Annotated in this window: 13 protein-coding genes and 1 pseudogene; 6 read left to right on the top strand and 8 right to left on the bottom strand. The window is 42.2% G+C overall.

What is annotated here, in order from left to right; genetic code table 11:
• Positions 1-20 precede the first annotated feature (20 nt).
• Positions 21-1331, top strand: a complete 1311-nt coding sequence (locus HG267_RS32215; RefSeq protein ID WP_096621593.1) for an IS701 family transposase — start codon at positions 21-23, stop codon at positions 1329-1331.
• On the opposite strand, the pseudogene HG267_RS32210 reads toward HG267_RS32215, so the two are convergent.
• Positions 1331-2629: pseudogene (locus HG267_RS32210) on the bottom strand (DGQHR domain-containing protein); the annotation flags it as partial. The gene HG267_RS32215 and the pseudogene HG267_RS32210 sit on opposite strands and share 1 nt — an antisense overlap.
• 162 nt (positions 2630-2791) lie before the next feature.
• Between HG267_RS32210 and dndC the strand changes: the two are divergent.
• Entirely contained in the window at positions 2792-4459 is a 1668-nt protein-coding gene (gene dndC, locus HG267_RS32205) for a DNA phosphorothioation system sulfurtransferase DndC (protein ID WP_045873207.1), read from the top strand.
• A 117-nt stretch (positions 4460-4576) separates the two neighbouring features.
• Positions 4577-5272, top strand: coding sequence for a PD-(D/E)XK nuclease family protein (locus tag HG267_RS32200; protein WP_045873208.1), 696 nt, complete (start codon positions 4577-4579; stop codon positions 5270-5272).
• A gap of 133 nt (positions 5273-5405) precedes the next feature.
• Here the strand turns inward: HG267_RS32200 and HG267_RS32195 are convergent, their stop codons facing one another.
• Together HG267_RS32195 and HG267_RS32190 are read right to left on the bottom strand one after the other, a co-directional pair.
• On the bottom strand, positions 5406-6623 hold the full coding sequence (locus HG267_RS32195) for a DUF790 family protein (RefSeq protein ID WP_045873209.1): 1218 nt from the start codon (positions 6621-6623) through the stop codon (positions 5406-5408).
• A gap of 82 nt (positions 6624-6705) precedes the next feature.
• Complete coding sequence (locus HG267_RS32190) at positions 6706-8241, bottom strand: DEAD/DEAH box helicase (RefSeq protein ID WP_045873210.1); 1536 nt, start codon at positions 8239-8241, stop codon at positions 6706-6708.
• Between the two features lie 740 nt (positions 8242-8981).
• On the opposite strand from HG267_RS32190, the gene HG267_RS32185 reads away from it, so the two are divergent.
• Complete coding sequence (locus tag HG267_RS32185; RefSeq protein ID WP_052335350.1) at positions 8982-12374, top strand: CHASE domain-containing protein; 3393 nt, start codon at positions 8982-8984, stop codon at positions 12372-12374.
• A gap of 87 nt (positions 12375-12461) precedes the next feature.
• Here HG267_RS32185 and HG267_RS32180 read toward each other — a convergent pair whose 3' ends face one another.
• Positions 12462-13250: a hypothetical protein gene (locus HG267_RS32180; RefSeq protein ID WP_045873211.1), complete on the bottom strand. Its 789-nt coding sequence runs from the start codon at positions 13248-13250 to the stop codon at positions 12462-12464.
• Between the two features lie 87 nt (positions 13251-13337).
• Between HG267_RS32180 and HG267_RS32175 the strand changes: the two genes are divergently transcribed.
• The gene (locus HG267_RS32175; protein WP_155539534.1) at positions 13338-13499 is read left to right on the top strand and encodes a hypothetical protein; all 162 of its coding nucleotides are present in this window, start codon (positions 13338-13340) and stop codon (positions 13497-13499) included.
• A gap of 45 nt (positions 13500-13544) precedes the next feature.
• On the opposite strand, the gene HG267_RS32170 is transcribed toward HG267_RS32175, so the two are convergent.
• From HG267_RS32170 to HG267_RS32155, 4 genes are read right to left on the bottom strand one after another with little or no spacing between them, the layout of a single operon-like run.
• On the bottom strand, positions 13545-14762 hold the full coding sequence (locus HG267_RS32170; RefSeq protein WP_045873212.1) for an acetate kinase: 1218 nt from the start codon (positions 14760-14762) through the stop codon (positions 13545-13547).
• On the bottom strand, positions 14759-15442 hold the full coding sequence (locus tag HG267_RS32165; RefSeq protein ID WP_045873213.1) for an N-acetylmannosamine-6-phosphate 2-epimerase: 684 nt from the start codon (positions 15440-15442) through the stop codon (positions 14759-14761). Before HG267_RS32165 ends, HG267_RS32170 begins: the two co-directional genes overlap by 4 nt.
• On the bottom strand, positions 15412-15618 hold the full coding sequence (locus HG267_RS32160; protein ID WP_235623110.1) for a hypothetical protein: 207 nt from the start codon (positions 15616-15618) through the stop codon (positions 15412-15414). The genes HG267_RS32165 and HG267_RS32160 overlap by 31 nt, the downstream gene beginning before the upstream one ends.
• A 44-nt stretch (positions 15619-15662) precedes the next feature.
• The gene (locus tag HG267_RS32155; RefSeq protein ID WP_045873214.1) at positions 15663-17819 is read right to left on the bottom strand and encodes a GAF domain-containing sensor histidine kinase; all 2157 of its coding nucleotides are present in this window, start codon (positions 17817-17819) and stop codon (positions 15663-15665) included.
• A gap of 89 nt (positions 17820-17908) precedes the next feature.
• Here HG267_RS32155 and cobN point away from each other — a divergent pair, with 89 nt between their 5' ends.
• Positions 17909-21868 carry a cobaltochelatase subunit CobN gene (gene cobN / locus HG267_RS32150; protein WP_045873215.1) on the top strand — a complete coding sequence of 1320 codons (3960 nt, stop codon included), beginning with the start codon at positions 17909-17911 and terminating at the stop codon, positions 21866-21868.
• The last annotated feature ends 12 nt before the right edge of the window (positions 21869-21880 follow it).

The following is a 21880-nucleotide window of genomic DNA, read 5'->3' as shown; positions in this document are numbered from 1 at the left end:
CTAGAACCAAGACACAGAGCATGGTACAGCCCCGTCCAGCCGCACCAACAGTCAAATTTGTGGACGAATATTGCCAGTGGTATAAAAGTCTGTTTCCAGATGTTAGGAGTTTCGAGGCTTTTAAATATCTCCATGTAGGCTGCATTTCTGATCTAAAACGTAAAACATTGCCAGAAATAGCAAAAATCGTAGGATTAGATAACCAGCAAGGGTTGCATCATTTTCTAACTACATCACCTTGGGATATAGAAAAGTTAAGAACCTTAAGGTTAGAGTTAATTTTACAAGTGCTAAAAGGTAGACCAATCATTTTAATTATTGATGAGACAGGGGATAAAAAGAAAGGGAGCAAGACAGATTATGTGAAACGGCAGTATATAGGAAATTTGGGAAAAACAGATAATGGAATTGTGGCAGTGACAGTATATGGTGTTTTCTGTGGGATGACATTTCCATTACTGTTTGAAGTGTATAAACCCAGGGAAAGATTACAGGCAGGAGATAAGTACCGCACTAAACCAGAAATAGCAGCAATACTGATAAAAAAGCTACAATCAATGGGTTTTAAATTCAACTTAGTACTTGCAGATAGCTTATATGGAGAGAGTGGTAAGAATTTCATATCTGTATTAGATGAACTAAACTTGAACTATATAGTAGCGATTCGGTCAAATCATTATGTAGAAATACTTCCACGACAACATATTCAATATTTAAAGTGGCAGAAGTTTCAAAGGGTATTCTCTGACTTGAGTCGGGAAAATCGATTTATTAGAGAAATTATTCCGGGAAAACGTGGAGAACTTAGATATTGGCAAATTACTACAGATCCAGAAAATTTGCCTGATAACACTACTTGGTATGTGATGAGTAAATATCCAGACATTACGCCAAGAGAAGTTGGAAATTTTTACGGTTTAAGAACTTGGGTCGAGTACGGGTTAAAACAAAGTAAGAATGAATTAGGTTGGTCAGATTTTCGCCTGACTCACTACCCAGATATTGAGCGATGGTGGGAAATTATTTGCAGTGCTTATTTAATGGTTAGTCTGCATTCGGAGCAACTGTTTCAGTCTCCATCACAACGAGAGTCAAAATTTGTTTCACATCCTTGGTGGGATAATGGAAATGGCTGGAAGAACATTCTTAACAATCTTCGTTTGATTATTCAACCTTTTACTTTATTTAATCTGATATATCCCTGGTTAACGGTTTTTCCTATTCCTCAATTAGCTTTGGGTTTTTTTAAACTTCAATCTATTATTTATAGCCTCACCAGTTCAATTTTTATATCCCTGATTCACCCTGATTTCTACTTTTCCTCTGCCTAGAGTGACAAAAGAGGGTTAAAAACCAAGATTCCCAGAGCTTGAGCTAATGCTACTTGAGCAATAGGGCGGAAAAGCATATTTCCTTCACCCCCATCCTTTTCAAAGCTGAAACGTCGTAATTGCGGCGTATCTTCATGTTCGAGAATTTTATAACTGGGAAGGCTCGCTAAAGAATCAAATAGTTTTCTAAATTCATCAATTCCCTCTTCAATTTCATTATCTTCTGGGCGCATAGGAATTAAACCTTTTTCTAAAGGTTTCCAATGAGGAAATTTTTGCCCTAAATATCTCTCTGACATATCTTGAATAGCTTGCAAAGTTGTTAAAACTGTGGAATTTGCTGCAACTGTTGCACTATTCCAATTAACACGAGGTTTACGATCTGACTGCTGTGCTAAAAGCGGATGATTTGTGGCAATTTTTCGGGCGACAATTGCAAAACCATCATCTTCATTTAATTGTACTAACTGACCTTTAGTTAAAGGTGCAGCCATGAGGTTAACATGGACAAAAATCGATCTCACCCTTCGCCTTGCTTGGGTGCGAGTTTCCCCAGGCGCAACTGCACAAATAAATTCAATCCCGATTTTTTCTTTAGGTAAGCTTTGTAAATAAGCAGGGTCTACCTGATATTGCTTAACTAAATCATCTATTTTAATGAAACTATCGTCAGCAGTTTTATCTTTTTTATAACGCTGAAGTTTCCCCGTTTTAATTAATTCCATTAAACCCTGTACACCCATTAATCGATGTTGACCATCTAATGCATAAATAGTGACATTATCTTCGGAAATATTCAGTAAACCTACTTTACCGTCTTTATCTAGAGGGATAAAATCGGTAGTCGATTTAGTTGCTTGTCCTTCTCTGTTCCATTCAGCAGCTTTGGGATTATCCACCCAAGATTGATTAATTACTGCTAAGACTGGGGGAAACTTATGATTTTTTCTTGCTGATAAATACTGTACCAAAGGTGCTTGACGCGACCAATCTAAGGGACGTTGCTGTATTTCATCAATGCTATCTGCGTCAATTTCGATGTTATCTGTGTCGGAATTGTACTTATTTTGAAACAGTGGTAACCCAGAAGCGAAGTGAACCCTACCTGCGAACCATTCCAAGCTGACAGAACCAACATAAGCTTCCGTTCCCCCCATTTCGGTTTTTTGAACGAGAATCTGATCCTTCTTCTCCAAGAATTTTTCCAAAAGTAAAGCCAGTACCTGTTTATCCTTGGTTTCCCGTTCTTGATATTCTCTAGCGATGTCAGCAGTGAGGTCAGATTTACTGTCTTGCATGTTATTTTTAAAAATTGCAGAATTTGCTATCAACTAATTTTCTATAAAATTCAGTTAATATATAAAAGTTTTTAAAAACTTTACGCTTTACAATACTAGGGTTGCTCTTGCAGTACAGATAACAGGGGTGACTGAAACCCATGTCTAGATAGGAAAGGAGCTATGGCTACAGCACAACAGCCAGAAAATAAAAGCCAGCAACCACGTACCGTTGCAGATTTAGTAGAAGACATAGAGAATCTTACCAAAGAAATCCAAGATTTATATTGCTCAGATCAAATACCTTGGGTGCTAGGAGTCTCCTGGGGAAAAGATTCAAGTGCAACGCTACAGTTAGTCTGGAATGCGATCGCTCTTCTTCCCCAAGAAAAACGAAATAAGCAAATCCATGTAATTACTACAGATACTCAGGTAGAAAATCCTATCGTCTCTGCTTGGGTACGCAAATGTTTACAACAGCTAAAGTCTGCAGCACAAGCACAAGGAATGCCCGTAGAACCGCATTTGCTGCAACCAGTTGTTCAAGACACATTTTGGGTAAACCTGATTGGTAAAGGTTACCCAGCACCGCGTAATCAATTCCGTTGGTGTACCCAAAGATTGAAAATTAATCCAGCCAACCACTTCATCCGTGAGATGGTGCGTGCAAACGGCGAAACTATCCTAGTTTTGGGTACTCGCAAAGCTGAAAGCGCAAAACGTGCGGCGACAATGGAAAAGCATCAAATGGGGAGAGTACGCGATCGCCTCAGCCCCAATGCTAGTTTACCTAACTCTCTGATTTATACGCCGATTGAAGACTGGAGTAATAATGATGTCTGGATTTATCTCAATCAATATGACAATCCTTGGGGAAACAGCAATAAAGAATTATTTAGCATGTATCGAGGGGCAACAGCAGATAATGAATGCCCCCTAGTTGTTGATACTTCTACACCTAGTTGTGGTGATTCTCGCTTTGGTTGCTGGGTTTGCACATTAGTTAATAAAGATAAATCAATGGAGGCGATGATCCAAAATGATGAAGAAAAAGAATGGATGCAGCCTTTATTAGATATTCGCAATGAATTAGATATTAAAGACGATCGCGAGAAAAGAGACTTCCGCCGCATCTGGGGGGAAGTGCAATTATTTGAGCGTAATAAAGATGGGGAAATTTCTGTAGAACCAATACCTGGCCCATATACTAAATATTGGCGTGAGTATTGGCTAAGAAAATTATTAGCAGCGCAAACTCAAATTCGTCGCACAGCACCAGAAAATATGCGTGATATTACCTTAATTACTCTTGAAGAAATGAGTGAAATTAGGCGCATTTGGTTAGAAGAAAAACACGAATTCGATGATAGTTTACCCCGCATTTATCATGAAGTAACTGGTGAAGTCTTCCACGATCCCCGTCCTGGGGCTGATAATAGTTTACTGGGTAGCGATGAATGGGCGGTATTAGAAGAAATCTGTGCAGATGATGCTATGCACTTAGAACTGATGGCGAAATTGTTAGACACAGAGCGTCAGTTTCGCAAGATGGCGCGGCGTGTGGGGATATACGATAGTTTAGAGAAATGTTTTAAGACAAGTTCACGTTCCCAGAAAGATGCAGTTGAATACGCTCGTTTAACTCGTGATTTAAAACAAGCTGTTGATCAGGGCAATGTGGAAAAGGTTAAGCAGCTAACTTTAGGAGATTTTGCAGTTCCATCTGAACCAGTAGAAGTAACTACAGAAAAAGCAGAAGTAACCAGTGAGTTATCTTCTGACAAATCAAAAACTTGGGGAGACATGAAATTTCAGAATAAGGAAAAAAAATCTAAAAGAAATTCTAAATGAACATAACTATTACGACTAGCGGAATTCAAAATTAATACAGCAATTGATTTACGCCATACTGTACCAGCATAAAAATCCTTACCAATTACCTATTACCTATTCCCCCAATAGCAGCTAATGCCATTTGATATTCAACTGCTACCAAAAATTGATGCCAAATCTTTGCGAGAATCTGGTAAGCAATATTATGTAGATGCTCAAGGAAATCGTTTACCTAGCGTCACGACAATACTTAATGCTACAAAACCTCAAGCAGATCGTGATAGATTACTAAACTGGAAAGCGCGTGTGGGTACAGAAGAAGCAAGCCGCATTACTACGGCTGCTAGTCGCCGGGGAACGAAAACACACAAGCAAATTGAACGCTATCTACTGGGGGAAAATCCTGTTTGTTCGGAAGCTAGTCTTCCTTATTGGGAAAGTATCAAGCCTGTTTTAGAAAAAATCAACACAATTAGACTCGTGGAAGGTTCAGTTTTTCACTACGATTTAAAGTATTCTGGCAAGGTAGATTGTATTGCTAGCTATCAAGGAATACCTTGTGTTTGTGAGTGGAAAACTGCTGATAAACCTAAAGGGTCAATTGAGCGTTTATATGAGTATCCTCTGCAATTGGCAGCATATATAGGAGCAGCTAATAAATATTATGGTGATTTTGGGATTGAGATAAATCATGCGCTTTTGGTTGTGGCGATTCCTGAGATGGTGGCTGAGGTTTTTTGGTTGGAATCAGATACAATTAAATCTTATTGGCAGCAGTGGGAAGCTAGAGTTAGTGAATATTGGCAGCGTCAAAAATATTGGTCTTCTTGATAAGAAACACTGAACCTTATTGATTTATGGTGAAGCAGCGCTGCGGGAGGGTTTCCCTCCGCAGGCGACTGCTGAACCCGAAGGGTGCGTTGCGCTACGCGACAACACACCCTACATTTGAATACCACTTAATTTATGATTCCATGACTGCTAGCACCGATTTGGGTAATAATTTATCTTTAAACCAAATAATTCTTGCTGGAACATCATTTAATTTCACGCCAGCTTTTTCTAAATTCAATCTTTCAGAAATAGCCAAAATTAAATCATCTCTTCCCGCACGTCGTACTTGCGAGAATTTCTTTTGTAAATATTCTGGTCGCCAATAACCGACAATTTCTAATAGGAATGTGCGTCCATCAGGATGGACTAGGCGAAAATCGGGAATCATCACACTTCCCGGAATCGGAATTAAATCAACTTCTCGCTCTAATACCCACTCCGATTTCAGCGCATCCCATTTATCAGCAAAGGATGCTTCTAGCATACTATCGTAGGGTTTACCTGGGGAGTAGTGTGTTACTAAACCACATTCAGAATTGAGGGTAAAACGTCCAGTGCGCCAAGTGTTAGTGTAAGCGTCGCGGGTTTGCAGGGTGGAAGCGAGACTCCAGCGAGTTACATGGAGTAAGGCGGGGATAAGTTTAGCGATCGCTAACCCGTAACGCGTACTAGGATTAAATAAACTAGTAGGGCCGTCAATGGTAATTGTAAACCCATGATCGGCATCGCCTTCAATATAAGCCATCAGTTGAAATAACTTGAGATAGCGAAATAACAGCTTATATTCCCCCGGAACGTTGCGATGAGCATTTAATATTAATTGACTGGCTTTATAAAATACTCCCTGTACTTGTGATAGGTTATAGCGATGCAATAAATCTTGGGGTGTGGGTGCATCAAAAACCGTCAAAATTTTATTTTCATTTAAATCAGCATATAAGCCATTATGAACTTGTTCGGGTAAAACTTCTCGCTCAAGTTCATGAGTTAATTCATCAGCAATTTTATTCAGGGTAAGTTGAGTCGCTTCCTTGCTAGGAACAGATTTTGCAGCTAAAGCAAATACCCGTTCTCGTAACATGGGTGGTTCAAGGGGACTCACCACTTCAAAGGTGCAAAAACTGCTTTTAAGAATATAAGCCAAACCTCGTTTGACGCGGTAATCTGTGGTATCGCCTTCAAAATCTGTAAGTTGGCGTTCTAGCATCCCTTGAGTTTTGCCAACTGCTGCTTGGAAGTAGGCGATTAATTCGTTAGCTAAATTGATATGTTTATCATCAATTTTTAAGCGCTTGGGGATGATTTCTTCCCCGTTGTGGCGGTGCATTAAAAGTTCTGTGGGCAACATCTTCTAATTCGTAATTAATAATAAATAGTACGCAGATGGAAAAGGATGAACACAGATGGACGCTGATAAAGGCATGAGTTGATTATGTTAAATCGGATGAGTCTTCGCTGCGATTTGTAGAATAATTGATTTCTAACTGTTCCGCAGCTTTAGCAGTTCTTTCTTTACCTGTTCCATAGACAACTTGCAGATGCCCTTTTTTACCTTTTTTCTCTTTGTGTTCTTCGCGTCTTCGCGGTTCGTTAATCTTCTCCATCCCCCTACGACGCGCCGAAGTTCTTTCTTCACTCGTGTCTTCAGCGACTACTTCATATAAAATCGCCTGTTTATTGGCAATATTTCCCTTACGTAAAACTCTTCCCAAACGTTGAATATATTCCCTTGTTGAACCAGTGCCAGATAAAATAATGGCAATCGCTGCTGCTGGAACATCAACACCCTCGTTCAACACATGGGAAGCTATTAAGGTGTTATATGCACCTTCCCGAAATTTAGTTAAAATTTCATGCCTTTCTTTTACAGGAGTTTGATGAGTAATTGCCGGAATCAGCAACTCTTGGGAAATGCGGTAAACGGTAGCATTATCAGCAGTAAAAATGATAATTCTTTCGGGATGATGTTTAGCTAATAAATTAGCTAAAATTCGCAACTTCCCATCAGTCCCCAAGGCGATTTCCTTGGCCTCACGGTGTGCTAACATAGCTCTGCGTCCAGTTTGCGATCGCGCGCTCATTTGCACAAACATTTGCCAACCCTGTATACTCCCTAGAGAAATCCGCGAGTCACGTAAAAAATCGTTGCGGGTTTGAATTAATTGGTTGTATTTTTCCCGCTCAAGTTGGGATAATTTCACCTTAATTTGCACAATTTCATGTTCTGCTAAGGCTTTCCCAGCTAAATCTTCAGCGCGTTTGCGATATACTTCTCTACCAATGAGGATATTTAAATCAGCGTGTTTACCATCGGTGCGTTCGGGAGTCGCTGATAACCCTAAACGATAAGGTGCGATCGCATATTCGGCAATCACGCGATTAAAATCTGTAGGTAAATGATGGCATTCATCGAAAATCACCAACCCATATCGATTTCCCAAGCTTTCCGCATTAATCGCTGCACTATCGTAGGTAGCAATTAAAATTGGTGTTTTATCTTTAGAACCACCACCCAATAAACCCACCTCTGCATCGGGAAAGGCTGCTACCAAGTGAGCATACCACTGATGCATCAAATCTAAAGTCGGTACCACAATCAATGTGCTGCGGGGTGTGGCTTGCATCGCCATCTGTGCTAAATAAGTCTTTCCCGCCGCCGTTGGTAGCACGACTACCCCTTGTCTCCCGGCGAGTTTCCAAGCCGCTAACGCCTCACTCTGGTGGGGATAGGGTTCCATTTCCAAAGTAGCTACCAAATCTAAGGGATAAAATTCCTTCGCCTCATCAAGAAAGTCAACCTCTTCGGCTTGTAGTGCTTCTACCACAGAACGATATTGAATTGCTGGCAAGCGGAACTTTTCTACCCGGTCATCCCATGTGGCATAATCCATCCAGGCTTTACCCCGTGGTGGTGGATGTAGTATGAGTGTACCGCGATCAAAAGTGAGTGTGGGAGTGCGAGCCATTGATAACTCAGTTTATACCTAGATTTTCATATTTCATTACTCATAACGCAAAATGTGCATAGTTGTGTTGATAGCCACTAAGTTGAACGGGTTTCTCAGCTTCAAGCAAGTGGTATCATTAATAAGGGTTTAGTAATGCTTAAAACCTACAAAATCTAGATGATTTCCGCTAAATTGAGTCAAAGCAAAAAAGTCTAAACTATATAGTAGGACTCATATTTGATTTTTTCTCAGCTAGGTAGAGCTTTCATCATCCCATCAATCAACAACGCCAAAAATTTCTCTAACAAAGCAGGTGACTGGTTGAAATACTGGCTGTATTTACATCGTGCTATATTATTCTTATAGCAATATGGGATTTTTACTTGTTAATTGATGGCTTGATTATCGATTAATCAATCAGTAAAAATTATTTTATTTAAGCGGTCACTACCATAATATATAAAATCTTCTGTTACTTCTTTAGATAGATGCATAACCCGCAAATATTGGCTGTTAATTTAGGCGAGGTATCATAGGTGTGCATCTATCATCAAGCAAGAAATACATATTTGTTCACACTCTAGCCTGTGATAATTTGGATGATGAGTATATTTTTTTGAAGACGAAGCTTTTCTCCTGCATTTTGCTAAAAATCAAGTGCTAATTCTCTAGATTTTTAATTTGATGATTTAAAGAAGAGTGTTTTTTTATTTGAATTTTATCAGCTGTATGTAAATTCTGATTAGTAAAATTTTTCTATGCGATCGCACTTATCATGGAAATCTGCAAATCAGCTTCCGGCTTGGACTTCTTATGTAGTTTTAATAGGAACGCTGTTACTGACTGCGGGAGCAACAGGCTTACTAGAAATCACAGCGGCGACTCAAGATAAGTTGCGGTTTCAAAATGCAGTTACTCGCACTCAAGACAATATTCAAAGTCGTTTAGATACCTATATCACCTTGCTGCGCGCAGGTAGTGCCTTATTTGCAGCGAATGAAAAAGTAAGTCTGGCAGAATTTCGTGCTTTTGTCGAAAGATTGAACTTAGAAGAACGTTATCCGGGAATTCAGGGAATTGGATTTTCAAAGCGAGTTAGCGCAGAAGAATTACCTGGATTACTCAGCGATATGCAAAAGCAGGGAGTGAAGAACTTTAACCTGCGACCGAATTATCAACGCAATGAGTACCACTCCATCATTTACTTAGAACCTCTGGATCGGCGCAATCAAGCCGCCATTGGTTACGATATGTATACCGAAGCCGTGCGACGTGCGGCGATGGAACGCGCTCGAGATGGTGGCACAGTCGCAGCATCTGGTAAGGTGACGTTAGTACAGGAAATCGATCAACACAAGCAAGCTGGCTTTTTAATTTACATTCCAGTTTACCGTCAAGGAATTATACCCAATACAATTGGTGAGCGCCAAGCAAATTTACTCGGCTTTGTTTACAGTCCCTATCGTGCTGATGACTTACTACAAGGGATTTTTGGCGGAGAACAGCCTCTAGTAAATTTTGACATTTATGATGGCACAGAAATTAAGCCAAACAATTTATTACACACCTCTAAAAGTAATTATACGGTTAACAATTCCTTTTACCACCCCCAATTTCAAACCACTCACATAATCAAAATTGCTGGACGTAATTGGACGATAGTTTTCCAGTCTCAGCCAGAGATGGATTTACTATCGTCCAGAAATTTAGTGCCTTATATTGGCTTTACGGGTGTAGTTATTAGTTTTATTTTATTTGGCATTACGCGATCGCTCAATCGGGCGCGTAATGCAGTCGAAACATCAGCCATCGCCTTGGGAGTATCGCAAGCTGCACTCAAAGAAAGCGAAAAGCGCTTTCGGCGGTTAGTAGAATCGAATATTTTTGGTGTTGCTTGCACTGACTTTGAGGGAAACATCAAATACGCCAACGAATATTTCCTCAGAATGCTAGGTTACACCATAGAAGATATGGTTGCTGGTACAATTCACCCCAATCACATTACACCCGCAGAATACCTATCTTTAGATAACCAAGCAATTACAGAACTAAGAAATCATGGAGTAGCAACTCCTTTTGAAAAGGCATTTATCCGTAAAGATGGTACCCGCGTTCCTATTCTCATTGGTAGTGCATTGGTACAAGCATCGGCGAGCGAACCCGAAGAAATTATTACCTTTTATTTAGATTTAACTATTCCCAAACAAATAGAAGCAATATTACGTCAAAAGGAAGAACAATTAAGCTTAATTACTAATGCTGTTCCTGTATTTATTTCTTATATTGATAATCAACAACGCTACCGATTTAATAATAAAAAATATGCAGAATGGTATGGAGTATCAAGCTCAGAACTCCACGGAAAGCATATTAAAGAAGTGGTAGGCGAAGCTAATTACCAGACAATTCGCCCTTATATCGAAACAGTATTATCAGGAAAAACAGTAACCTACGAAGTAGAAATTAGTCCCCCAGATGGTAGCATTCGTTATATTCATGGTGCCTATGTTCCTCATTTTAGCCCCGGTGGAACAGTAGAAGGCTTTGTTGCTTTAATTAGTGATATCACTGAAAATAAACAAGCTCAAAAAGCTTTAGAAGAGAGTGAAGAACGCTTCCGTAAACTCACAGAAAAAGCGCGAGTAATTCCTTGGCAAGCTAATGCTCAAACTGGAAACTTTACTTATGTTGGGCCGCAAAGTGAAGAAATTCTAGGTTATCCTACAATAGATTGGTATGCAGATAATTTTTGGCAAGAACATATTCACCCAGACGATCAAGAATGGGCAGTAAAGTATTGTATAGAATCATCGCTGACATTAGATAATTACGAATTTGAATATAGAATGTTGGCAGCAGATAGCAGAGTTGTTTGGATATATGACATTGTGAATGTGTTGCGGGAAGAAGGTCAACCGCAGATATTACATGGCTTCATGATTGATATTACCGATCGCAAACTCTCAGAGCAAGAACGGGAAAGATTACTAGCTGAAGCCGAAGCCGCCAACCGTATGAAAGACGAGTTTTTAGGGACGCTTTCTCATGAACTGCGTACCCCCCTCAACGCTATGCTAGGCTGGACGCAGCTACTCAAAAGCCGCAGATTTGATGAAAATACTACAGCTCGCGCCTTAGAAACAATTGACCGCAATACCAAATCTCTCGCGCAACTGATTGAAGATGTCTTAGATGTCTCCCGGATTATCCAAGGTAAACTCTCCTTAAATCTACAGCGAGTAGAACTAGTTCCAGTTGTCGAAGCCGCCATCGAGACAGTACATCCAGCCGCCGATGCTAAAGAAATTCGCATCGAATGCAGATTTGACTCAGATATCGGCATTGTGATCGCTGATGTTAACCGCTTACAACAAGTTATCTGGAATTTGCTCTCCAATGCCGTCAAATTTACACCCAAAGGCGGCAAAGTTGAGGTGCAGTTACAAAGAATTAATTCTCGCGTGCAAATTCGCGTCAGCGATAATGGTAGCGGTATTCCCCCAGAATTCCTACCATTCGTATTTGACCGCTTTCGCCAAGCCGACAGTTCCAGCACGCGATCGCATGGCGGTTTGGGATTAGGACTAGCGATCGTCCGTCATCTGGTAGAATTACACGGTGGCACAGTCTCGGCGGAAAGTCCAGGCATTGGTAAAGGTGCAACTTTCATTGTTAATTTACCCATGAAAGCAGTTGCTGTAGACCATACCACCTCACCCCAACGCGAACCCCTCATCAATAGCGATGATCGCCCCAATGAACCACAAACCCTCAATGGTTTACGCGTGTTAGTTGTGGATGATGAGCCAGATGCAAGACAATTACTCACCACCGTTTTATCACCCTATGGTGCCCAAGTCATGACAGCAGCATCAGCTGCTGAGGCCCTAGCTGCTGTGCCCCAATTCCACCCTGATGTCTTAGTAAGCGATATTGGAATGCCCAAAGAAGACGGCTATGTCTTAATTCGCCAACTCCGGGGACTACCTCCAGAACAGGGAGGAAGAATACCCGCCGTTGCACTCACAGCCTACGCCAGGTCAGAAGACCGCACACAAGCCTTATTAGCCGGCTTTCAACTCCACATTCCCAAACCCGTGAATCCCGCAGAATTAGTCGCAGTCATAGCTAATTTGACAGGGAGGACTTAACGGGCAACAGGGAACAGGTAAGAATTACTTAAATGCTTGGTGGTGAAACTTGTTTCATTAGGACTCCTTCCTTAACAAACGCCAAATTTAATCTTTTGGCGGTAATAGAATTTGATTATTACCTTCTGGAGTTTTAACTACTTTGCCACCTAAAGCTTCGATTTCTCTAATTGCTCTTTGTTGCGTGTTTTTATCAACTCCGTTATTTAATACCATGACCCATGTAGAAATTCTAGCATGTTTACTATGAGGATTACTGCTTAGAAATTTCACAGTTTTTTGAGAGATTTTAGCTACATTCTGGCTTTCTTCATCGTCATAAGTGCTAGCCCAATCTATAGCTTGCATTAAAGATTTTTTAGATGCTTGGGCATCACCTAAAAACAATAATTCATCGATAGCTTTATAACGCCATACATAATAAGCATTTTCTGGAACTTTAGGCGATAAAAATTGTAACCCATGTTCCATTAATTCTATAGAACGCTCAGGTAAACCTGCATAAAGAGAAGTACTGACAGATAGGCCTAAATAAGCATCTAGAAATCTGGGGTTATGCCCGAGAATCACTTCAAAATACTTAGGGCTGGCTGCATAACCTGTTTTCTCGCGTGCTTCTTCATCACCAAAGTATTGGAGAAAATTTAAATATACCCAATCAGCAATCAAGTTTTCATAGCCAAAGCCAGGCGTTTGTTTTAAAAAATTTAATCGCACCTGTTCTGCTTTAATTTCTCTTTCTAGCGTTTCTACAGAAGCAGTGTCTCGATTATTTAAAAAGCTGTGCATTCGAGGTAATTGCATCAAGGCAATTCCTAGAATACAGACACTAATTGTCAAAAATGTATTGATAGTTTCACGATATAAAGCAAACATTGTGATTGACTGACCTTATTAGCTGGGGATTATTTGTCAGCTGTAATGCATGGAAGTTGCATATTGATTGGTGGGGGTTGTCAAGAGATGCACAGACGCGATGAATCGCGTCTGTACAAGAGTCTAGTATATTTTTTAATTCCCTATCCCCTATGGCAATTGACAACTTCCACCAAGAAACTGCAATATCTCAAGGCATTGACTGGTATATCTAATTACAGCACAACAAAAATCAACAGCCAAGGCTAATGGTGATGCAGAGTAGTAATTGGGTGAAAAATAGAAGTACTATTTTTACTTAGTTAAAAGTAACCAGCATTGTTGTGCGATCGCCCAATCTTCTTGAGTATGAATGACTAAGACCCGTATCGTTGATTCTGGGGTGGTGATGTCGATATCAACGGGGTTTTGTTGATTTTTCTGGGGGTCGATTTTCAGCCCTAAAAACCCAAAGCCTTCGGAAACAGCTTGACGAATTCCAGGGGATTTTTCACCGACACCTGCGGTAAATACTAGAACATCTAAGCCCCCTAAACTGGCAAGCATAGAACCAATGCCAGCACGCAAGCGATGCACGTACATATCCCAAGCTAACTGGGCGCGATAATTACCTTGAGCGATCGCAGCGATTACTTCTGGCAAATCACTGGATATACCAGAAATTCCACGTAACCCAGAAGATTTATTGAGAACATAATCAAGACTTTCGGCAGAATAATTAGATTGTCGTAGCAGGTAAATTAAAATCCCTGGATCGATGGAACCAGAACGACTACCCATCATTAACCCATCTAAGGGTGTAAAGCCCATAGTCGTATCTATGCTGCGGCCGTTTTGAATTGCTGCTAAAGAACAGCCGTTACCTAAATGACAATTAATTAATTTCAGCGATGCTAAATCTCGTCCCAGGATATCAGCCGCCCGTTGAGCGCAGTATTGGTGACTGATACCATGAAACCCATAGCGGCGGATACCTTGCTCCACCCACTCATAAGGGCCGGGATAGATTGCCGCAGCATCAGGGATAGTGGCATGAAATCCAGTATCAAATACTGCCACCTGCTTCACATCACCCAAGCTTTGCTCGATGGCTTCTATACCTTCCACAGCCGCCGGATTATGTACAGGTGCTAAAGTAGCAAGTTGGGCGATCGCTTTTTTCACATCCTCATTAATCACCGTACTTTTACGGTAATCTTCTCCCCCATGTACTACACGATGACCTACCACATCGATTTCTGACAGATTACCAATTACCTTGGTAGCACCGCGAGTCAGAGTGTAAAGCATATAGGTGACATGTGCCTGTCGCGAGTCCGCATAGATTGATTCTTCCAGCACTTCACCTGTAGCGGTTTTCACCTGAATTTCTGCGACACCTTGCTCTTTCGTCCAGTTGACTTTACCTTCCCAAAGCGGTTGAGGTGCTTGTTTGGGGAGAAAATCATCTTTGATTTCATAAAGACAACTTTTTTGACTACTAGATCCGGCATTCAGTACAAGTATTTTCATAATTTTTCAGAACTCATTATTGATTTATAGGCTCTGACTTGAATGTCAATCCCAGTAATAGCAGTACCAACGACAACAGCATCAGCCCCTAAAGCTAAGGCTTGGCGAGCCATTTGGGGTGAAGCTATCCCACCTTCACAAATCACGGGAATATTTAGCTGTTCAACCATCTGGCTGAGGAGTTCCCAACCAGGAGGCGTAAAATCTTTGGTTGCGGCTGTGTAACCAAAAAGAGTTGTTCCCACAATATCTGCTCCAGCATTGACTGCTGCTTTTGCCGCCTCAATTGTATCGACATCTGCCATAACTGGTTTATTTAATTCTTGATGAATTCTGGCAATCATCGTTGCTAATTGCTCATCACCAGGGCGGCTTCTCATTGTGGCATCGATGGCAATAATATCAGCCCCAGCAGCCGCCACAGCTACAGCATGATGAAACTGAGGGGTAATGTAGACATCGTAGCCAGCTATAACTTGTTTCCATAGCCCAATAATCGGCGCATTCACACAAGCACGCACAGCTTGAATGTGATTGGGGGTATCTATCCGCACCCCAACAGCGCCATTATTCACCGCCGCCTGTGCCATCGCTGCAATTACTAGCGGTTGATGCAACGGTGAATCAACGGGGGCTTGGCAAGAGACAATTAAGCCTTTTGGGCATGGGGCATGGGGCATGGGGCATGGGGCATTGGGTAATGGGTAATGGGTAATGGGTAATGGGTAATGGGTAATGGGTAATGGGTAATGGGTAATGGGTAATGGGTAATGGGTATATCTCCCTGTCCCCTTGTCCCCTTGTCTCCCTCATCTCCCTCATCCCCAGTCCCCAGTCCCCAGTCCCCAATCCCCATTACCCCTTATCCCCAGAGGGGGCCCCGAGTTCCCCAATCCCCAATCACGACTTACACACCGTCATCGGCTGCGCTGGTATCCACACGGTGAAAATTGAACCGATGCCTACAGTAGACTCTACTTCAATGCGCCCGCGATGGAGTTCTACTAGTTGTTTAGTTAAGGCTAAACCTAATCCTGTACCTTCGTAGCGGCGGCGATAGGGTGTATCGAGTTGTTGAAATTTTTCAAATAGTAGAGGTAACTGTTCTTCAGGAATGCCAATACCTGTATCTTCTACTTGAAAGATGGCAGTTTCTTCTTCTACCCACAAGCGTAAAGTCACATTGCCGCCTTTCGGGGTAAATTTAATGGCATTTGTTAATAAATTAGAAATAATTTGCTCAATTCTCGTTGCATCGGCAGTAAAGCGATCGCGTCTTGGATCGATTTGCAAATCAAGCGTCAGCTGCAACTGTACCTGATTGGCTCTGTCTTCTAAAGTTTTTACCGTATTTTCTGCGATATCTCTTAAGGAAAATTCTGTAATATTTAAAACTGCTTTGCCTGCCTCAATTTGCGATAAATCGAGGATGTCATTAATCATTTCTAATAAATGCTCGCCACTGTCGTGGATGGTTTGAAGATAATCTCGTTGACGTTGGCTCAATTCACCCAAAGGCCAGCGTAACAGCGTGGAAGACATGCCGATGACATAAGTTAAGGGCGTAAGCAATTCATGGCTAATTGTCGCTAAAAATTCATTTCTCAGGCGGCTAGCGGCTTCTGCGGCGAGTAAAGCATCGCGTAGCTCTAGTGTGCGTTCAGCTACTCGTTGTTCCAGGGTATGCTTTTCTTGAGTGAGAGTTCTGGCAGCATCTCGCAGCGATCGCATTAATTCGGTTTGGTGAATAGCGATCGCTAATTGTTCTGCGATCGCACTCAGCAAGGTTTTTTCGTTTTCAGTCCATTCTCGTGGATGGTGACATTGATGGGCAATTAGCAGTCCCCAAAGTTTTTCCTCAAACATAATGGGGGCGGCTACCTTAGCACGTACCTGAACTTCCCTTAAAAAATTTAACAAACATTGTTCAAGGCTGTAAGTTTTTTCCACATCAACCACCGCTAAGGTAAAACCTTGGCGATACTTCTCCCAACATTGGGAGTGATGTACAAAGCAAGTTTCTTCCCGATAATTCAAAACAGAAGGAATTGCCTCGTTAGCACGGACTTCATAGACTATACAACCCCCATGTAGTTGATAATCTTGTAGTGGGGGTTGGGGATTGGTTGGTGTTGACAGTGCATATTGTCCGTTGAGTTGATGGGGAGGTTCTCCTGGTTGATTACCAAACCAGGTACGGTAATTATCACTATTTAAGGACGCAGCATCAAAGTTGTATGAGGTATTGGTGGCTCTTCCATCCTCAAATCTATAAATTATTAATCTGTCTAATTCTAAAAACTCACGTACTTGTGTGAGCGCCGTCGTCATGATGACAGATAAATCCAAGCTTCTGCGGATTTGGTTTGTAACTTGATTCAACAGCCGTTCTTGAGCAACCTGTTTTTTCAGTGCATCTTCCACAGGTTGACAAATATAAGCATGAGGCTCATTCAAAGTTTGTGCAAAATCTACCTGCTGATTCAGCTGCGGCAAGAGATATTCTAATAACAACAGCGTAAATTGACTTTGGAGCGTAGCATCATTAGTACGGAGAATTTGACTATAACGTTGCAGATTTTGGTAAGTATAGGAATCAGCGCCAAACAAATCTCGCAGTTTTACCAAGAAAGAAGCGATCGCTTCGCAATTAAATGTCAACCTCGTATTCAGCTCTGCTGCATCCTGAGAATAGGAAATACTGGTAAGCTGCGATGTAGAGGAAAGTTGCTTGGGCTGGTTACCAGAGTTGAGCAAATTATTAGCGGAATTTGTCCCCGTTGTAAAGCTAGCTCCTCTTACCTCCGTATCAGGTGATTGCTGTTCTCTCTGGGTGAGATTTCCCATTAACAGCGCACTAAACCCCTCAGACACCAGCAATGTAAACCTTTGCTCCTGCCACTCTGCAGGGACGCGAATCCTTGCCAACACCGCTTCTGTTAACACCAAAGCTGCACTTCCCACTGCTTGAGCCATCTGTTGTAACAATTCCCCAAGCTGATTAAATGTATCTAAGGGTAAGGTTCGAGAGAAGCTCAAATCAGAAGAACTAAGCATTGTTAAAAGTCTGGTGTGAGAGGCTAGCTGCTAACGCTCAAAGATTTTTTTGTGTTCTAATCAACAGTTTAAGACGGTAATACAGAATTATGCATCGTGTAAGTGCCACATCCGGAGGATGGAATCAGTCAGAAGACTTGATTTTTATAGAACAAACTCCAGCTCCCTTTGTGTTTATTACGGCTGCTGATACAGACATTCAAACCCTGGCAGCTGCGGTTCCCCAATTACCTGCGACGTTTCCTGCATTAAGAGTTGCCAACCTGTTGCAGTTACAACAACAAATAAGTATAGACAGTTATGGCGAGGAAGTTTTAGAACTTGCTCAAGTAATTATTGTGCGCTTACTAGGAGGACGTTCCTATTGGGCTTACGGTTTAGAAGTAGTACAAGAAATTGTTCAAAGTAATGGTATAAACCTCATTGTAATGCCAGGGGATGATGCTTTTGATCCCCATTTAGTTTCTCAGTCTAGCGTGCCTTTAGATATTGTGAACCAAGTATGGCAGTACTTTAGCCAAGGTGGTGTAAAGAATTTTGTTCACGCCCTCCAGTTTATTGCTGACAGTTGCCTTTCAACTTCTTTTAATCCTCCCGCACCGGAATTAGTGCCGCGAATTGGGTTGTATGAGTGGGGACTGGGGACTGGGGACTGGGGACTAGGGACTGGGGATGAGGGAGAAAGAAGTGATGCCCAATGCCCAATGCCCAATGCCCCATGCCCAATGTCCCATGCCCAATGCCCCATGCCCAAAGTCGGCATTCTGTTCTACCGCGCTCACTATCTTTCTGGCAATACAAGAGTAATTGATAGTTTATGTCAAGCTTTGGTACAGAAAAATTTACAGCCTGTGCCTGTGTTTGTTTCTTCATTGCGCGAACCGGATATTCAAGAGGAGTTGAGCGAGTTTTTCCAACCCAAGGACTCAGAACAAATTGCAGTACTGCTTAATACCACTAGCTTTTCCCTGGCGCGCTTAGAGACAGAAACACCCCAGATTGAACTTTGGGAAAAATTGGATGTGCCAGTGTTACAAGTTATTCTCAGTGGGGGGAGAGTGGAACAGTGGGAATCGCAAATGACAGGGCTTTCTCCCCGTGATATTGCCATGAATGTGGCACTACCGGAGGTAGATGGGCGAATCATTAGCCGTGCTGTCTCTTTTAAAACAGTGCAAACGCGCAATCAGGATTTAGAAACCGATGTGGTAGTTTATGAACCAATAAGCGATCGCATTGAGTTTGTCGCTCAACTAGCAGCTAATTGGGTACGCTTACGTTCTAAGCCACCCCAAGAAAGGCGTATTGCCGTCATTGTCGCCAATTACCCCAACCGCGATGGCAGACTTGCTAATGGCGTGGGATTAGATACCCCAGCTAGTTGTGTAGAAATTCTCAAGGCTTTGCAATTAGCCGGCTATCACCTAGAAAATTTACCTGCTAATAGCGATGAATTAATTCAACGCCTCACCACTGGCGTAACCAACGATCCAGAGGGTAGGGATTGGCGCGCAGTCAACCAAAGCCTTTCTCTGGAAGAATACCAAAACTATTTCGCCACCTTGCCATCAGCAGTACAGCAAGGTATTACTCAGCGATGGGGGGACTGGGGACTGGGGACTGGGGACTGGGTATTGGGGATTGGGGATAAGGCAGATGAGGGAGAAACAAAACATATCCCATTACCAATTACCAATTACCAATTACCAATTACCAATTACCCAATGCCCAATGCCCAATGCCCCATGCCCATTCCTGGCATTCAACTCGGTAACATCTTCGTAGGCATTCAACCATCAAGAGGTTATGACCTTGACCCTAGTTTGAATTATCATGCACCGGATTTAGAACCAACTCATAATTATTTAGCTTTTTATTATTGGGTAAAGGAATGTTTTGGTGCGGATGCTATTGTTCACGTCGGAAAACATGGCAATCTTGAGTGGCTTCCCGGTAAAAGTTTAGCTTTATCGAGCAATTGTTATCCAGAAGTGGCTTTGGGGGCAATGCCTCACTTGTATCCGTTTATCGTCAACGATCCAGGTGAGGGTTCACAAGCTAAACGCCGCAGTCAAGCTGTAATTATCGACCATTTAACACCGCCAATGACGCGGGCGGAACTCTATGGTTCACTGCAACAGTTAGAGAATTTAATTGATGAGTATTACGAAGCAGAAAGTTTAGATCCGGTGCGTTTACCGATGATTCGCGATCGCATCCGCGAACTAATGCTGCAAGAGAATTTACATCAAGACTTAGGGATTACCAATGAACAAGACATTTTAAACTTTGAAAATTTAATTTTAAATTCCATCAATGGCTATCTTTGTGAATTAAAAGAAGCCCAAATTCGTGATGGCTTGCATATTTTTGGACAATGTCCCCAAGGGCAACAATTACGCGATTTAATAGTAGCGATCGCACGCATCCCCAATCGTTATTCCATCGGTATTACCCGCGCCTTAGCTGCAGAATGGAGTTTAGATTTCGACCCCCTCACCGCCAATTTCAGCGACAAATTTACCCTACCAGAATCTAGCCTTGCACCTTTACATCTTGTAGCCAAGCTGAAATCTTGCCACACCATCGGCGACGCTGTAGAAATCCTCGAAGAACACGCCGCTTACCTAGTTGAGCAACTCATAGCTTCCAATCCCCAGTACCCAGTACCCAGTACCCAGTCCCCAGTCCCCCCAATTCTTCACTGGATCGCCCTCAAACTCCTCCCCGCATTACAACAAACCCAGCAAGAAATTACCAACTTGTTACGCGGGCTAGATGGCAGATATGTTCAGAGTGCTGCTTCTGGCGCACCTACACGCGGTCGCCCGGAAGTATTGCCAACTGGTAAAAACTTTTACTCTGTAGATATTCGTGCCCTACCCACAGAAACAGCCTGGGATATCGGCAGAAAAGCAGCCGAAACACTTGTTGAACGCTACACTCAAGATAATGGTGAGTATCCGAAAACACTAGCGTTATCAGTTTGGGGCACAGCAACAATGCGAACAGGTGGTGATGATATTGCCGAAGCCTTAGCGCTGTTAGGCGTGCGGCCTGTATGGGATGGTGCAGCGCGGCGGGTAGTGGATTTTGAAATTTTACCGTTGTCAGTGTTAGGAAGACCTCGCGTTGATGTCACATTAAGAATTTCGGGATTTTTCCGCGATGCTTTCCCCAACATGATTGATTTATTTGACTCAGCCGTGCAAGCAGTAGCCGCCTTAGATGAACCACCAGAACAAAACCCCCTAGCGGCGCAAGTGCAGCAAGATACTGATTTTTGGCAAGCGAAAGGATTAACTTCAGAGGAAGCACAAATGCGATCGCGCTATCGCATCTTTGGTTCTAAACCTGGTGCTTACGGTGCTGGACTCCAAGGCTTAATGGAATCGCAAAATTGGACAGACGATCAAGATTTAGCCCGCGCCTACATCAACTGGAGTTCTTACGCCTACTCCCCCTCATCTCCAACTGCCGCCCCCGAAGCCTTACAGCAACGCTTGATGCAAACACAAGTTGTGCTGCACAACCAAGATAACCGCGAACATGACTTACTCGATTCTGATGATTATTACCAATTTCAAGGTGGTTTAACAGCCGCAGTCCGTTCTCTTCAAGGACAGAATCCGCAAATTTATTTTGGTGATAATTCTAATACTGCTCAACCAAAAGTCCGCCAACTCAAAGAGGAAATTGCTCGGGTATATCGTTCCCGCGTCATTAATCCTAAGTGGATTGCTGGGGTAATGCGCCACGGCTACAAAGGCGCATTTGAAATGGCGGCGACAGTAGATTTTCTTTTTGCCTACGATGCCACAACTCAATGTGTCGAAGATTATATGTATCAAGGTATAGTAAATACTTATTTGCTCGATCCTGCTGTGGAAGAATTTATTCAGCAAAAAAATCCGTGGGCTTTGCGTGATATTGCTGAGAAATTATTGGAAGCACATAAGCGCAGTTTATGGCAGGATGTAAATACACAAACATTGGAAATGTTACGAGCCTTAGTACATCAAGCTGAAGCAGCAATTGAAGAAAAATAAGTGGTGTAGGAA

Origin of the sequence: Tolypothrix sp. PCC 7601 (assembly GCF_025677855.1) — a bacterium.
GTDB classification, from domain to species: Bacteria; Cyanobacteriota; Cyanobacteriia; order Cyanobacteriales; family Nostocaceae; genus Aulosira; species Aulosira diplosiphon.
The sequence above is the reverse complement of the archived record's forward strand: the minus strand, read 5'-3'. Positions and strand labels throughout refer to the sequence as shown.